This window comes from Spirosoma panaciterrae DSM 21099, assembly GCF_000374025.1.
Taxonomy (GTDB): domain Bacteria; phylum Bacteroidota; class Bacteroidia; order Cytophagales; family Spirosomataceae; genus Spirosoma; species Spirosoma panaciterrae.
The window spans coordinates 514,872-529,167 of sequence record NZ_KB893172.1 but is presented as its reverse complement, the minus strand read 5'-3'; the positions used below and the strand labels follow the sequence as shown (position 1 = coordinate 529,167).

The following is a 14,296-nucleotide window of genomic DNA, read 5'->3' as shown; positions in this document are numbered from 1 at the left end:
CCCCAGCCAACTCTATTCGACCAACGCCATCAGTGAATCGGCTAACCGTTTCGTCAATCGACCAACGGCTATTTAACAACACAACTGGGTTGGTCGGTCAAAATCAGGCGTTGGTCGATTATACTTGCCGCTTTCGGCTCGGCTTCAGTATTTCGTACTCGTAATCGACTCTGTCATGACTCTTCGTATACCTGCTTTTTTTAACAATCGCACCCACATCCGAAATTTACTCTATCTTACGCTTTGGGCAACGATGGTGCTTTTGAATGCCGAAGACCCGAAAAAGCATGCGTTGATTTTTAATCCCCTGGAGATTTCATTCAGTCTGACCTTCTGGGTAGCCGCCTGGTTTGAACATGCCGTTGTGCTCACGCATTTCCTCAATCGACGGCAGATCGGATGGGCGTTTTTAGGTTCAGTGGGGGTTATTGCAGGCTTTATCGTCACCCGGTATCTACTGGAACAAGTCCTCTATTGGCATCTGTTTGGCTTCACCAACTATGATCCTAATGTTTCCAAACTTGCCTATGCCTGGGACAATCGGTTCTATGCCATTTATGCCGCTGGCCTGGGATTAGCCTTTAAGGTTATCGAAGACTGGTTTGTTCACCAACAGGAACGTAACGAACTCGTCAACGAGCGCAACACGGCCGAACTAGCCTTTCTGAAGTCGCAGGTGAACCCCCATTTTCTGTTTAATACGTTGAACAACATTTACTCCCTGGCCTACACCAAATCGGATGATGCGCCAGGGGCCATTCTGAAACTGTCGGAATTGATGCGCTATATGCTCTACGACAGCAACGAACCGAATGGCGGAACAGGACGAGTACCCTTATCGAAAGAAGTAAATTATCTAAAAAACTACGTAGAACTGGAGAAGCTTCGGGTAGCCAATGCGAATGTTTTATTTAGCGTAGAAGGAAATACCGATCTGTTTCGAATCGAACCCTTGCTACTCGTTTCGTTTGTTGAAAATGCCTTCAAGCACGGCGATCTCGCAGACCCCAACCAACCGTTGGTCCTTGATTTAAGCGTCCGAAATGGTCGATTGCGTTTCGACACGCTCAATAAAAAAGCAAACCGACAAACTGACGCTGCTGGTGGTATCGGGCTTACGAACGTACAACGTCGGCTGGCGTTGCTCTATCCTGATCAGCATACGCTCCATATTACAACTGATGGAGATAGTTACGCCTGTTCGCTGGAGTTAAGTTTATAACCACCTTCTCTAAACTGTTATGCGCTGCCTCATTGTTGACGACGAGCCTCTCGCACACGCTGTCTTAAGCGATTATATTCGAAAGGTGCCTTTCCTGGAACTGGTTGGCGCCACAACCAGCCCAATCGATGCCTTGACACAGGTGCAACGGGGCGAAGTAGACCTGGTTTTTCTGGATATTCAAATGCCCGAACTCACGGGAATGCAGTTTCTGAAATTGATTGAACGGGCCGTTACGAACCATACATGCCGGGTTATTCTGACCACAGCCTATTCAAGCTATGCACTGGAAGGCTACGAACACAATGTAGTTGACTACCTGCTCAAACCCGTTTCATTTGAGCGCTTCTATAAAGCTGTCCAAAAACTGTTTCCACCCATTCAACCAGTCGTTTCGATGGGCAGTTCGGCTATTGAAACCGAGCAACCTACTCCTACAGAAGCGGCACTCAAAGATTTCATTTTCGTCAAGACAGAATACCGCCTGCAACGCGTTAGCCTGAGTGACATTCTGTACTGTGAAGGGCTAAAGGATTACGTCTCGATTTATACGGCAACGGAACGTATTCTGGCGCTTCAAACGATGAAAAGTCTGGAAGAAAAGCTACCGTCCAATCAGTTTGCCCGAGTCCATAAATCTTATATTGTGGCACTCAATCGAATTGAATCCATCGAGCGAAACCGTATATACATTCAACATCCGGGTCATACCCAGCCTATTGTTCCTATTGGCGAAACGTATCGGGATGCTTTCTATCGACTCATTGAAGAGTAGCTACACCACCTCGGTTTGCTGCTGCCAGAACTGCGAATACACCTTGCCATTTTTCAGAAGATCAACGTGTTTTCCTTCTTCAATGACCTGCCCCTGCTCCAGTACAATGATCTTATCGGCCTTCCGAACGGTACTCAGTCGGTGGGCAATCACAATGATCGTTTTACCCGCTTTGCGCAGTTGCTGAACGGTCCGCTGAACATATTGCTCCGACACAGAATCCAGGGCCGACGTAGCCTCATCCAGAATCAGCACTTCGGGTTGCCGGTACAGGGCCCGTGCAATGGCCAGCCGCTGACGCTGCCCACCCGACAGGGTTGCTCCATTTTCGCCCAGGTAGGTTTTGAACCCGTTTGGCATCCGTTCGATGAAGTCGGTAATGCCCAACTGATCACAAATTACCAGCAACCGTTGCATATCGGGCGTTTCTTCGCCAATGGCAATATTCTCGATAACATTCCCCGCAAACAAATCGATCTTCTGCGGAACCACACTAACCACCTGACGCAAACTATCAGGATGCAAATGTTTGATGTCGTAATCGCCAATGAAGATCGTGCCGCTCTGTAACGGATAAAGTCCCTGAACCAACGACATCAGCGTCGATTTACCGGAACCGCTTTCGCCCACAACAGCGGTAATTTTACCTTTCGGAAACGTTAAGGTCAGGTCGTCGAAGATGGTAGCCCGTGAACCATAGCGAAACGTTACGTGCTGAAATCGAATGGATCCGACCATATCAGGCTGTAACTGCATTTTATTCTCGTTCGATTCACGGTCAAGGTCCATGATTTCAAACAAGCGGTCGGCGGCAATCAGGGCTTCCTGAATACTGCGGTTCGCGCCGATCAGGCTGGCGGCAGGCCCGGTAAAATAGCCAATCAAGGCATAAAACGAGAGAAGTTCACCAGGAGTCAGATCGTTTTGCAGTACATACCCCGCGCCAACCCACAGCAGAATAATTGTGAAGAGCCGCGTAACAAATTCGGATGCATTGCCTGCATAAATACCCGCACTACCCGTCTGAAAAATCGTCTGCAACAAAGCCACAAACCGATTTTCCGTTTTCTGACTGGCAAACTGTTCCAGCCCAAACCGCTTGATGGTCGGCATGGCATTCAGCGATTCGACCAATTGAGCTTCCAGATCGGCCGAATTCTCCATTAGTTTTCGCTGGTACCGCTGATTGAACCGATTCATTGCCCAGTAGATCGCGGCATAAAACGGCACGACCATCACCAGAATCAATGCGAGTTTCCAGTAATAGGTAAACATGAGCCCGAAGGAAAAAATCACGATCAGTACGTTCACCAGCAGACCAAGAGCAATGTCGTTGACAAACGTTCGGATTTTAACCGCGTCATTGATCCGGGAAATGATCTCCCCTACCCGCATGGTATCGAAAAACGATTGCGGCAAGGTCATCAGGTGTTTATAATAGCCCAGAATCAGCGCGGCATCGATCCGTTGGCCGGTCTTCAGGTTAAAAAAGCTCTTGGTAGCGCCGATAAAAATCTGCAAAATCAGCAACCCAATCATGACCACACTAAGCAGGTTCAGCAGGTTATGGTTGCCATTCACAATCACGTTATCGACAATCTTCTGGATGTAAATCGCCGACGATAGCCCCAATACCGTATAGATCAATGCGCCAAACAAAGCCTGATACATGACCGACCGATGCGGTTGTAACAGTTGCCAGAACCGCTGCAATACCGGAACTTTTTCATTCCCAATCTTAAACGTTTCGTCGGGAATCAGCAAGACCAGCAATCCTGTCCAGACCGCCTTAAACGCGTCGGGTGATAACTGGTGCATCAAACCATCGGCCGGGTCCATCACTGTTATCTGCTGGGGCGTCACCCGGTAAATGACCACATAATGTTGTAGCTGGCTGTTGGGTATGGTTATATGGGCAATAGTCGGGTGCGGAATTTTAGCCAAACTTTCGAAGGGGGCCTTGACGCCTTTAGCCTGAAAGCCCAGTTTCTGAGCCGCTTCAATCATTCCCAATACGGTTGTCCCTTTCTGATCGGTAGCCGCTAGTTGCCGGATTCGGGCAACGGGCAGTAATAGCCGATAATAGGCCGCTACTGATACCAGACAGGCTGCTCCGCAGTCTGTAATATCCCGCTGCTTGACACGAACACGGGAGCTGATTCCTTTTTCGGACACCCACTCCCGAATTCGGCTCAAACTGCCCAATATACTACTGCTCTGGCTTTTAGCTGGTTGGTTCATAGGGTTTTACCGCCCTCCTTCTGCGAGGCCGAAGCGGTAGCTGGCTGACCACTGGTAGCCGGATTTAGCCAGTCGTCGGCTTTGTCGTACAGCAACTGGAACAGCGAACGGCGGGCTACCTGAAAGCGGGTCTGGACCGTCATGCCTTTTTTCAAGCGCCCCTGATAGCCATTGGGCAGTTTCAGATACGGATGATCTAACAGACAGCGAACTTTAAAAACGGGCTGTCCATTTGAGGTAGTAAAATCGTTGGCAATGTCGATCACCCGCCCGGTGAGCAGCCCCCACTGGTTATAATCGAAGGCATCGACCTGCAATCGAACAGGCTGCCCAGGCCGTAGCAGACCAATGTCTTTAGAGGATACATACGCTTCGGCAATCAAGGTCGAATCGGGCGAGATAATGGCCAGTACATCGCCCGGTTGCACATAACTTCCGGCATAGCGCCCCGACAACTGGGAGGCCGTACCACCAACGGGTGCCTTCAGCATGTAGAGATCCTGCTCTTCGCGAAGTTGTTGTGCTTCCGACTCCAGATTGGACAGGTCGCGCCGGACCTGGGTCAGGTCCGTTTGCCAGTCGCTGCGCTGCTGCTGAACAAGCGTGTTGTAGCGAGCCATAGCCGCTTTGTGCGCATAAAGAGCATCTTCGTACTCAAGTCGGGCTATTACTTTCTGATTATAAAGGAGTTGGGCGGTTTCCAGTTCACGCTTCCGTTTTTCCTGCAAGTTCCAGCTTTCTTCGACAATAGCCCGAAACTGATTGTACTCCTGCCGATATAACGGAGCCGCCAGACTACTCACAGCTTTCCAGGATTTAGTAGTTAACTGATCTAGGTCGCGGATAAACAACTGTTTTTCCTGAACTTGCTTATCAATCAACTGTTTGCGTGTATCCAACGCATCGGATCGGAGCTGAAAAAGAGGTTGTCCTTTCTTGACTGGCTCCCAATCTTTCACCATCACTTTCTCAACAACGGCACCAGCCGTTGCTTTTACTTCGCTTCGTTCCGAAACAGGCCGAACCAACCCATTAGCCTGTACAGAAATATCAACGTATATAAATGGCAAGGCAAGTAACGTCAGAAAGACAACGCCCAATACGGTTGTGTAGATGATCTGGCTCCGAACACTGACACGAGGCAGGTAGGTGACCAGACCATATGAAAAGTCGGTTTCGTTCATGATTTCGTTGAGTCATTCCTAAAGAACATACGTATAACTAAAAAACAGGGATTTCGCCTTCGAGCGGGAAAAGCTTTCCTACTCTTCGGACAAAACCCCTGCTACGAATCAATGGGTAAATACCGGATAATGGAGAATACGTAACGTCGGATCGTCAGCCTTCTTCGTTATCCGGTACCTATGAATTATGAACTCTGTGAACTGAAGTTAAATAGCGCAGTTGTCACAGGGTTTACGCTGGTACTGTTGCCGCTGAATAGCCAGGCATCGCCATTGAACAGGCTGTTCCCACTGACATTAGCCAGGTCTGCAACAAGTATCGACCCTATATTGCCGATGCTGGTATTATCGCCACCACCGTGATTGTTGATCATTTCCTGATTCGTAAGCTCCTCGACACCGAGTTGAGCAAAATCGAACGTTTTCATACCGTTAAAAAATTAAGTGAAAAAAGGATTTCAATTAATAACTCCTGCAGTTGTCTGATTGACGAACCACTTATGAATTGTTGGTCGTCACGCTGACGCCAATACCCGTACTTGGGTTTACACTGGTACCGTTTCCACTAAAGAGGGCATAGTTGCCATTGAACAGGCTGTTACCACTCAAATCGACCAGGTCCGCAATCGTGATAGACCCGATATTTAACAGGCTTGTGTTGTCGCCACCGCCCTGGTTAGCAATCATTTCCTGATTGGTCAGCTCTTCGACACCGAATTGAGCCAGATCTAAGGTTTTCATACTGCTTCTAAAGTTAAGTTGAGACATTGCCGGTCGAATCGGATTATGAGCCGACCAGCTTTATTCAAATGAAGCCCGTCAATTATGATCTGCTTGTGCTGAAGTTGAAGAGCGCACTGGTGATTGGGCTAATGTCTGTTGTATTACCGCTAAACAGCGCATAGTTTCCATTAAACAGACTGTTGCCGCTTACATCGACCAAATCGCCAATGCCAATACCGCCAATATTACCGATGCTGGTGCTGTCGCCACCACCGTGATTGTTGATCATTTCCTGATTGGTTAGCTCCTCAACTCCGAGGGTAGCAAAATCGAACGTTTTCATAACGATGTATATTAATACTGCCTACTCTATAAGCTTTTCGGCGACCGCTAAGCATCTGACTGAGCTTCGATTTGAAAACCTCGGACTCAATTGCCGTTTGCCTGGGACAAAGTTGGGGGATGGATCGGCTCGGGCTGATAACTGATTTTTATAAAAAAATAGCTCTCAGTTATAGCTTCATAACCAGCATAGTACAAGGTTTTTCGGAAAATCTGCAAAAAAATAAATCTAAACCCCGACTCACATTCGTAAGTTTACCTACCGACTTACCATAGAATACTATACCTATGCGACGACGCTTTACGTATTTGTGTGCTTCAATTCATAAATCAGTAAGTATATGCCAGTACTATCAGAGAAGCTTCGTCGGTTACGTCAATTGTTCGGTTATTCGCAGGAATACATTGCGTTTAATATTGGGATGACCCAGCCGGCTTACTGTAAATGGGAAAGTGGCCAAACCCAACCTCCTATCAACAAACTGGAAGATCTGGCGAATTTATACCAGGTAAGTTTGGGCGATCTGCTGAATGATAGTGACCTCGATATTATTCGGAAGCTACTGGCCGATGAGCATTTTGCGGAGAAACTGATGGGGCGGGGCGGAGTGAGCTAGGACCTTTTTCTCACTTTTCTGGCTTACCGGAAAGTATTCTTACTTTTACGGGACATTTTCAAGTTCCTTTCAACCCAGCTTATGTTTGTTCATACTGTCTTCTTCTGGCTCCATCATCCTGAGAGCCAGGCCGACCACGACGCTCTTCGTGCAGGACTCGAATCCCTAAAAGCCGTTACCGACATTTCGGCTGCTTACATTGGCACTCCTGCCGAAACCCGTCGGCCCGTGATCGATCACACGTACGATTTTTCGCTAACCTTTGTTTTTGCCGACAAATCGGCTCACGATGTCTATCAAACGCATCCTATTCACCTGGCCTTCGTAGACCAGTGCGCCCATCTTTGGCAGCGCGTGCAGGTGTATGATATGGTTGAGTAACAGTAGTAGGAGCGAGGAGCGAGTATTAGGAGAAGATTGCGTCAGCAACTCCTAATACTCGCTCCTCGCTCCTACTACTATTTTTACACCATCACCTCAATCCCCATTTCCATATTGCCTTTTACGGCTTTCGAATAAGGGCATACAGCATGGGCCGTTTCGGCCAGTTGCTGGAGTTCGTCGTGGTCCATTCCCGGTGCTTTTACCACTATTTTCCCCGATAAGAACATCGAATTACCATCTTTATTAAGCGAAATACTCACTTCAACGGCATGTTCGGGCAGGATGATTTTTCGCCGGGAGGCTACCGTCATCAAAGCACTGTTGTAACATGAGCTGTACGCGGCAGCAAAGAGCATTTCCGGGTTCGCGGCTTTTCCTTCGCCATGCATCTCAACGGGCTTTCGAACATCCAGTTCCAAAACGCCATCAAGCGATTTTACATCCCCATCGCGGCCACCAACGTTACTTACTGTGGCAGTGTATACTGTTTCCATTCCTACAAATTATCTGTTTTAAACTCTGTCGCTTTACGCTATGTCAAGGGTAAACCCACTCCTGACCGAAAAGTTAGATGTTCAGCCATATATCCGCAATGCAACATTACCTGTAACGGAGCAGTCTCTGTGTAAAAAGGCAAACTATTTGCATAGAGAAAGCTGGGCAAAGCCCGACGTGCGTTTCAACATTACCCTATACCCTGCACCCTTTGCCCTATGCAAATCATTTCGTATTTTGAACTACCTTTGTCTAAGGAACTTACTCAGACTTAAGCTGCAATAGATCGAGGTAGAGCACGTTTTTGGTAAGTACGTTTGCTTATAAGCCGACCAGTATGAACACGTTATATAAATTTTTCTGGAGTCGACTATTTATTGGTAGCCTTAGTCTGCTTTTCTGGTTAAGTACCCAGCCTGCCTCTGCTCAGCGACGACGCGAAAAAGCAGGACCAGATACCACGTTGGCTAAAGCGGCTACCACAACCACCACCCGTATTGAGGCAGAAACGCAGTTTACGGAAGGCATTCGCTATTTGATGACCGATGAGCCAGCCAAGGCGATTGCTCAGTTCAACAAATTTCTCCAGAAAGAGCCTAGCAATGCAGCCGCACAGTATTCGGTTGCCAATGCTTTCCTGAAGACCGGCAAAATTGCCGAAGCCATTCCGCACGCAACCAAAGCCTATTCGCTGGATAATCAGAATAAATACTATGCCCTGTTGCTGGCCGAGTTGTATGTTAAACAGAAACGCTACAGTGAAGCCGAAGAGTTATATGAAAAGCTCCTCAAAAAGGGTCCCGAAAACGCTGAGTATGGCGTTGAGCTAGCGGCTATCTATCTGTTTAATGACAAGCCCGACAAGGCGCTGGAAGCGTATAATGCGGTTGAGCGCGAGTTAGGCCTCAACGAAGAAATTATCCGGCAGAAACAGCGCATTTATCTCAAACAGAATAAAATTGAAAAAGCCGTTGAGGAAGCCGAAAAATTAGTAGCCTCGGAACCTACCGAGCCTGATTACCTACTGGAAGGAGCCGAATTGCTGGTTGCCAATGATCGTACCGATCAGGCCATTAGCTGGATTGAACGAGCCCTTAAACTCAATGCCGATTTACCCCAGGCCCATGTGCTTCTGGCCGACATTTACCGCAAAAAAGGCGATATGGCGCGGGTCAGTCAGGAGTTGAACCTTGTCCTGTCCAATCCGAACCTGGAAGCGGGTCTGAAAGCCCGGGTCTTATCGAGCTATGTGGGCATGACCAGTGAAAGCCCAAATGGCCAGAAAGATGCGTTGTTGATGGCTCAAAACTTAGCCAAAAGCTCTCCTAACGACCCAAAAACACAGGTTATGCTGGGCGACCTACTGATGCAGCAGGGCAAAAAGGCCGACGCTCGCGACGCCTATGCCAAAGCCGCCCGGCTCGATGGGTCGGTATACGAAGTATGGGGTGCCTTACTCCAACTGGATGGCGAACTGAATCAGGTCGACAGCTTACTGGCTCACTCCGAGCAGGCCCTGGAAGTATTTCCGACGCAGGGCTTATTCTGGTATTCCAACGGTTCGGCCAACCTCTATAAGCGTAAGTATCAGCAAGCCGTCGACGCGCTTGAAGAAAGTAAAAAGCTACTGGCCACCAGCTCGAACTCTGAATTGAAACGCGGCATTGATGCACAATTGGGCGATGCCTACAATGGCCTGGGCGATCATGCTAAATCGGACGAAGCTTACGAATCCGTCCTGAAAGTTGATCCACTCAATGACCACGTACTGAATAACTACAGCTATTTCCTGTCGTTGCGGAAAGAGAATCTGCCACGAGCCTTGCAACTAGCTCAGAAACTTGTGGAACGGAATCCGACGAACGCTACCTATCTGGACACCTATGCCTGGGTTCTGTACGTATCAAAAGATTATGCCAAAGCCCGGCAATACCTGGAAAAAGCGCTGGCCGATCCGGCAAATGTCAGTGGAACCATTATTGAACACTATGGCGATGTGCTGTACCAACTTGGGCAGCCTGATAAAGCTGTTGAGCAGTGGAAACAGGCCAAGACCAAAGGTGGCGCTGGGCCTGATTTAGATAAGAAGATCGCTACTGGAAAGATGTAAAACGGTTTATGGTTTACAGACTTCGGTTTAGGATGAAGTAATGGATAAAGCCAACCCGAGCCGAAAAGCGGTAAATCATCAACCGAAATTCGCCCCAATGAATAAATTTTTGTGCTTTATAGCATCGTTGATTATAGTGCTGAGTTCGGAAGGTTGTCGGCGGCAGCATATGTCGCACGCCAGGAATCCGGTCAGTTCACCCACTTCAGCTTCGGCTCCTACATCTGACTCAACCCTGGCGGCCCGCCCTTCGTCAACTACCCTGACCGATTCAACAACAATGACCCGGCCAACTCGCCCGGGTATTGAAGAAGCCAGAGCCAATGTGGCCGAAATTGATTTCCGTTACCTGACGGCCCGGTCAAAGATTTCGTTCAAAAGCCAGCAACAGGACATCGACAATGCCAACGTAACCATTCGGGTTCGAAAAGATAGTCTGATCTGGGTATCGGTATCGAAACTGGGGATTGAAGCCGTTCGTGGAGAGATTACGAAAGACTCCATCACGATTATCGACAAAATTCATAAAGAATACTCCGTGTATGATTTTCCGACACTGAGCCGACAGTTTAATTTTAACATGAATTTTGGCTTGCTTCAGGCGCTGATTGTCGGGAACCTGCCCCTTCCCAAACGTCCGGCCCAGAAAATCAAAAACGAACGGGATTACCTACTGCTCCGTCAGAGCGAAGGCAAAGTACTGGTCGAAAACTATATTGGCGAAAATGACCGGAAGCTAAAAAAACTGATGCTCACGGAGCAACCCACCAAAAATACGCTTCGGCTGGATTATGAGGACTTTACATCCCTGAACAACTTTTTGTTTCCATATACCAGCCTGGTAACGCTCGATTACCAGTCAAAAGCCGACGGACAATTCTATCAGACATTACTTCGTATTAAGCATAACAAAGTTGAACTGGTTGATAAAAGTCCGGGATTTCCGTTTTCGATTCCAGCTTCGTATACTCGTCGCCCTTAACCCACTGCACATTTGTTGGTCTTAACAGCCATGTACCCCAAATTCCCCTCACCTTCCCGCGCTGTATACTGGTCAGTACTTAACCTGGTCCTGTTCAGTATGGGTTGGTTTGCTGCTTTAGCACAAGCCCCGCAAACGCAGCGGAATCGGCAGGTACTCGAACGCGAGAAAAAGCAGAACCTGGAAAAAATGAACCAGATTCGTACCATTCTGAAGCAAACCGCATCGGAAAAACAGGTTGGTCTGGGCCAGTTAAAAGCCATTGAACAGCAGATTCAGACCCAATCCCGGCAAATCGGCCTGTTGAATAAAGACCTTAAGCTCACCGAATCCGAAATTGCTGAACTTCGGCAGGCCAGTCAGTCCCTTACGAATGATCTGAACAAATTAAAAGCTGAATACGGCTCTATGATCTATGCAGCCGACAAACGACGTCAGCAGGTCAATCCACTTGGGTTTTTATTTGCGGCCAACAATTTCAACCAGTTAGTAGCCCGGTATCGGTACTTACGCCAGTATTCGGATGCCCGACAGAGTCAGGTTCGGCAGATGAACAACGTACAGACGATGTTGCAGGGCAAACAAAAAGCGACACAACACAAACGAGTAGAGCAACAAAACACGCTGGGTGCCAAAGTGAAAGAGGCTAAAAAGCTCGAAACACTGAAGGTCGAGAAAAATGTCGTCGTAAAAGAGCTAAGTAAAAAAGAAGCCGAGTTGCAGGCCGAACTTACCGAAAGCCGCCGGGCCATCAATCGGCTGGAAACTATGATTACCCGGCTGATTGCCCGGGAAGCCCGGGAACGAGCCGAACGGGAAGCGCGCGAACGGGCTGAACGCGAACGCCTGGCGCGTGTAGAGGCTGCCCGTAAAGCCGCCGAACGCAAACGAGCCGAAGAAGCGATAGCAGCCGCCGAAAAAGCAGGGGAAAAACCGGCTCCAGCCGACGTAGCAAAAGTAGAACGCCCTGCCGAACCCGAACCTGTTGCCAAAAAGCCCGACGAGCGACGCAACAATAACCTGAACGATGAAGAAACAGCACTGGCCTCGTCGTTCACGGCTTCACGAGCCCATTTACCCTGGCCAGTGACAAAAGGGTTTATTTCCGACCATTTTGGCCGGAAACCCCACCCTGTGTTAAAAGGAATTTATGTTGAAAACCAGGGCATTGATATTCAGACCAATGCAGGAGAGGATGTCCGGGCCGTTTATGATGGCGTAGTCCAGGATGTGACCAGCATACCCGGTATGAACAATGTGGTGGCCATTCAGCATGGCGATTACTTCACCATTTATGCTAAACTAAAAAGTGTATCCGTTCGGGCGGGGCAACGCGTAAAAGCGCGCGAAACGATCGGCACGGTAGCCACCGACAAGAGCGGTATCTCTGAAATGCAGTTTCAAATCTGGAAAGAGTTTTCCAAACTCAATCCTGAATCATGGTTGGTTCCAAGGTAAACGACATCAAGTTGTAGCGTGTATTCTTAGCTGCTCACAACCGAATCGTCGGTCTGGTCCATACCTTTACAGCCTTACAACTCTACGATTCAACATGTCTGTTCATAATCCCGACATCAAACGCGTTACGACGCATACCATTCAGGAGCTAAAGAATAAAGGGGAAAAAATATCGGCGCTGACCGCCTACGATTATTCGATGGCGAGGGTAGTTGATGCGGCTGGTGTCGAACTGATTCTGGTGGGCGATTCGGCCTCCAATGTCATGGCAGGTCATGAAACCACGTTGCCTATTACACTCGACCAGATGATTTATCATGCCAGCTCTGTGGTTCGGGCTGTTAAACGGGCATTGGTTGTAGTCGACCTGCCGTTTGGTTCCTATCAGGGCAACTCATCCGTCGCTTTGCAATCGGCTATTCGAATCATGAAAGAGTCGGGGGCTCATGCGGTTAAAATGGAAGGTGGCTTCGAAATTAAGGAATCAATCATTCGGATTCTGAGTGCTGGTGTTCCGGTTATGGGTCACCTCGGGTTAACTCCTCAGTCCATTTATAAATTTGGCACCTATGCCGTACGGGCTAAAGAGCAGGCTGAAGCTGAAAAATTAATGGCCGACGCCCACATGCTCGAAGAGTTGGGCTGCTTTGCAGTAGTACTCGAAAAAATACCCGCTACGCTCACCCAAACCGTATCGAAGAGTTTGTCAATACCTACCATCGGGATCGGTGCAGGCCCCGATGCTGATGGTCAGATCCTGGTCATTCATGATTTGCTGGGGATCAACAATGAGTTTAAACCCCGCTTTCTGCGTCGATACGCCAACCTGCACCAAATCATGACCGAGGCCATTGCGCATTATGTCGATGATGTAAAAGCAAACGACTTTCCGAACGAGAAAGAAGCGTATTGAGTTAACCAATAAGCATTGATTGTAACGCATAGTCAGGAGCTGGTCATGTATTGCCAGAAAAAACGAGTGTTGACTAGCCATGACCATCAATGACAATGAATGACCATTGCTTATGAAAAGAAAACCATATCAGGTAGTTTACGAAGATAATCACCTGTTAATCGTTAATAAAGAACCGGGCATACTGGTCCAGGGCGACCGTACCGGCGATATTACGCTGCTGGAAGTACTGAAAGACTACATTAAAGAAAAGTACAACAAACCCGGTGAGGTATTTCTGGGCCTTGTACATCGGCTTGACCGTCCGGTTAGTGGTCTGGTTGTGTTTGCCCGCACCTCAAAAGCCCTGGAGCGCATGAATGAAATCTTTCGCAAGCGACAGGTGCAGAAAACCTATTGGGCCGTAGTTCGTCAAAAGCCCCCCAAAAATGCGGATAAGCTCGTAAACTGGCTGGTCAAGGATGAGCAGAAAAACCAGGTAACAGTCTACGACTATGAGGTAGCGAACTCACAAAAAGCCGAACTATCGTATCGGGTATTGGGTAAAATAAACGAGCACTACCTGCTGGAGGTAAATCCAATTACTGGCCGCCCCCACCAGATTCGCTCACAATTGGCTCACATGGGCTGCCCCATTCGGGGGGATGTCAAATATGGGTATGATCGGGCCGTAGCTGATAAAAAAATCTATTTGCATGCCCGTCGCCTTTACTTCATTCATCCCGTCCGGAAAGAACCCCTCATCTGTAAGGCTGGGTTACCGAATGACCCATTCTGGGAGGAGTTTCTGGAATTGGATGATGAGAATTTTAAAGACAAGAATCTCGACTACATTTTTGAGTAACCTGTC

The 14,296-nt window shown here is 48.3% G+C and carries 15 protein-coding genes; 9 read left to right on the top strand and 6 right to left on the bottom strand.

Going from position 1 to position 14,296, the window contains the following annotated elements; all coding sequences use genetic code 11:
* The first annotated feature begins 175 nt into the window (after nt 1-175).
* Both B153_RS0102125 and B153_RS0102120 read left to right on the top strand, forming a co-directional pair.
* Nucleotides 176-1,222 carry a sensor histidine kinase gene (locus B153_RS0102125; protein ID WP_020595010.1) on the top strand — a complete coding sequence of 349 codons (1,047 nt, stop codon included), beginning with the start codon at nt 176-178 and terminating at the stop codon, nt 1,220-1,222.
* 19 nt (nt 1,223-1,241) lie between these two features.
* Nucleotides 1,242-1,997: a LytR/AlgR family response regulator transcription factor gene (locus tag B153_RS0102120; protein ID WP_020595009.1), complete on the top strand. Its 756-nt coding sequence runs from the start codon at nt 1,242-1,244 to the stop codon at nt 1,995-1,997.
* Here B153_RS0102120 and B153_RS0102115 read toward each other — a convergent pair whose 3' ends face one another.
* The 5 genes from B153_RS0102115 to B153_RS0102095 all read right to left on the bottom strand — a co-directional run bounded on the left by B153_RS0102115 (nt 1,998) and on the right by B153_RS0102095 (nt 6,488).
* Entirely contained in the window at nt 1,998-4,238 is a 2,241-nt protein-coding gene (locus B153_RS0102115; protein ID WP_020595008.1) for a peptidase domain-containing ABC transporter, read from the bottom strand.
* The gene (locus tag B153_RS0102110) at nt 4,235-5,422 is read right to left on the bottom strand and encodes an HlyD family secretion protein (protein WP_020595007.1); all 1,188 of its coding nucleotides are present in this window, start codon (nt 5,420-5,422) and stop codon (nt 4,235-4,237) included. Before B153_RS0102110 ends, B153_RS0102115 begins: the two co-directional genes overlap by 4 nt.
* A gap of 185 nt (nt 5,423-5,607) precedes the next feature.
* Nucleotides 5,608-5,850 carry a hypothetical protein gene (locus B153_RS0102105; RefSeq protein WP_020595006.1) on the bottom strand — a complete coding sequence of 81 codons (243 nt, stop codon included), beginning with the start codon at nt 5,848-5,850 and terminating at the stop codon, nt 5,608-5,610.
* A 70-nt stretch (nt 5,851-5,920) separates the two neighbouring features.
* On the bottom strand, nt 5,921-6,163 hold the full coding sequence (locus B153_RS0102100) for a hypothetical protein (RefSeq protein WP_020595005.1): 243 nt from the start codon (nt 6,161-6,163) through the stop codon (nt 5,921-5,923).
* Between the two features lie 82 nt (nt 6,164-6,245).
* The gene (locus tag B153_RS0102095; protein WP_020595004.1) at nt 6,246-6,488 is read right to left on the bottom strand and encodes a hypothetical protein; all 243 of its coding nucleotides are present in this window, start codon (nt 6,486-6,488) and stop codon (nt 6,246-6,248) included.
* Between the two features lie 340 nt (nt 6,489-6,828).
* Between B153_RS0102095 and B153_RS0102090 the strand changes: the two genes are divergently transcribed.
* Together B153_RS0102090 and B153_RS0102085 are read left to right on the top strand one after the other, a co-directional pair.
* Entirely contained in the window at nt 6,829-7,104 is a 276-nt protein-coding gene (locus B153_RS0102090) for a helix-turn-helix domain-containing protein (RefSeq protein WP_020595003.1), read from the top strand.
* Between the two features lie 81 nt (nt 7,105-7,185).
* Nucleotides 7,186-7,485: a Dabb family protein gene (locus B153_RS0102085; RefSeq protein WP_020595002.1), complete on the top strand. Its 300-nt coding sequence runs from the start codon at nt 7,186-7,188 to the stop codon at nt 7,483-7,485.
* Between the two features lie 83 nt (nt 7,486-7,568).
* Here B153_RS0102085 and B153_RS0102080 read toward each other — a convergent pair whose 3' ends face one another.
* On the bottom strand, nt 7,569-7,982 hold the full coding sequence (locus B153_RS0102080; RefSeq protein ID WP_020595001.1) for an Ohr family peroxiredoxin: 414 nt from the start codon (nt 7,980-7,982) through the stop codon (nt 7,569-7,571).
* A gap of 338 nt (nt 7,983-8,320) precedes the next feature.
* Between B153_RS0102080 and B153_RS0102075 the strand changes: the two genes are divergently transcribed.
* The 5 genes from B153_RS0102075 (at nt 8,321) to B153_RS0102055 (ending at nt 14,290) form a co-directional block, all read left to right on the top strand.
* Entirely contained in the window at nt 8,321-10,093 is a 1,773-nt protein-coding gene (locus B153_RS0102075) for a tetratricopeptide repeat protein (RefSeq protein ID WP_026261844.1), read from the top strand.
* Nucleotides 10,094-10,190: 97 nt separating this feature from the next.
* The gene (gene lolB1 / locus B153_RS0102070; RefSeq protein WP_026261843.1) at nt 10,191-11,075 is read left to right on the top strand and encodes a lipoprotein insertase outer membrane protein LolB1; all 885 of its coding nucleotides are present in this window, start codon (nt 10,191-10,193) and stop codon (nt 11,073-11,075) included.
* Between the two features lie 30 nt (nt 11,076-11,105).
* Nucleotides 11,106-12,533, top strand: a complete 1,428-nt coding sequence (locus tag B153_RS0102065; RefSeq protein ID WP_020594998.1) for a murein hydrolase activator EnvC family protein — start codon at nt 11,106-11,108, stop codon at nt 12,531-12,533.
* 94 nt (nt 12,534-12,627) lie between these two features.
* Nucleotides 12,628-13,446, top strand: a complete 819-nt coding sequence (gene panB / locus B153_RS0102060; protein WP_020594997.1) for a 3-methyl-2-oxobutanoate hydroxymethyltransferase — start codon at nt 12,628-12,630, stop codon at nt 13,444-13,446.
* A gap of 112 nt (nt 13,447-13,558) precedes the next feature.
* A complete protein-coding gene (locus tag B153_RS0102055) occupies nt 13,559-14,290 on the top strand; it encodes an RluA family pseudouridine synthase (protein ID WP_020594996.1) in 732 nt (243 codons plus the stop codon).
* Nucleotides 14,291-14,296: the final 6 nt, after the last annotated feature.

Coding starts and splice junctions, on each gene's coding strand:
- B153_RS0102125 (WP_020595010.1), top strand. CDS start 176: ATGACTCTTCGTATACCTGCTTTTTTTAACAATCGCACCCACATCCGA.
- B153_RS0102120 (WP_020595009.1), top strand. CDS start 1,242: ATGCGCTGCCTCATTGTTGACGACGAGCCTCTCGCACACGCTGTCTTA.
- B153_RS0102115 (WP_020595008.1), bottom strand. CDS start 4,238: ATGAACCAACCAGCTAAAAGCCAGAGCAGTAGTATATTGGGCAGTTTG.
- B153_RS0102110 (WP_020595007.1), bottom strand. CDS start 5,422: ATGAACGAAACCGACTTTTCATATGGTCTGGTCACCTACCTGCCTCGT.
- B153_RS0102105 (WP_020595006.1), bottom strand. CDS start 5,850: ATGAAAACGTTCGATTTTGCTCAACTCGGTGTCGAGGAGCTTACGAAT.
- B153_RS0102100 (WP_020595005.1), bottom strand. CDS start 6,163: ATGAAAACCTTAGATCTGGCTCAATTCGGTGTCGAAGAGCTGACCAAT.
- B153_RS0102095 (WP_020595004.1), bottom strand. CDS start 6,488: ATGAAAACGTTCGATTTTGCTACCCTCGGAGTTGAGGAGCTAACCAAT.
- B153_RS0102090 (WP_020595003.1), top strand. CDS start 6,829: ATGCCAGTACTATCAGAGAAGCTTCGTCGGTTACGTCAATTGTTCGGT.
- B153_RS0102085 (WP_020595002.1), top strand. CDS start 7,186: ATGTTTGTTCATACTGTCTTCTTCTGGCTCCATCATCCTGAGAGCCAG.
- B153_RS0102080 (WP_020595001.1), bottom strand. CDS start 7,982: ATGGAAACAGTATACACTGCCACAGTAAGTAACGTTGGTGGCCGCGAT.
- B153_RS0102075 (WP_026261844.1), top strand. CDS start 8,321: ATGAACACGTTATATAAATTTTTCTGGAGTCGACTATTTATTGGTAGC.
- lolB1 (WP_026261843.1), top strand. CDS start 10,191: ATGAATAAATTTTTGTGCTTTATAGCATCGTTGATTATAGTGCTGAGT.
- B153_RS0102065 (WP_020594998.1), top strand. CDS start 11,106: ATGTACCCCAAATTCCCCTCACCTTCCCGCGCTGTATACTGGTCAGTA.
- panB (WP_020594997.1), top strand. CDS start 12,628: ATGTCTGTTCATAATCCCGACATCAAACGCGTTACGACGCATACCATT.
- B153_RS0102055 (WP_020594996.1), top strand. CDS start 13,559: ATGAAAAGAAAACCATATCAGGTAGTTTACGAAGATAATCACCTGTTA.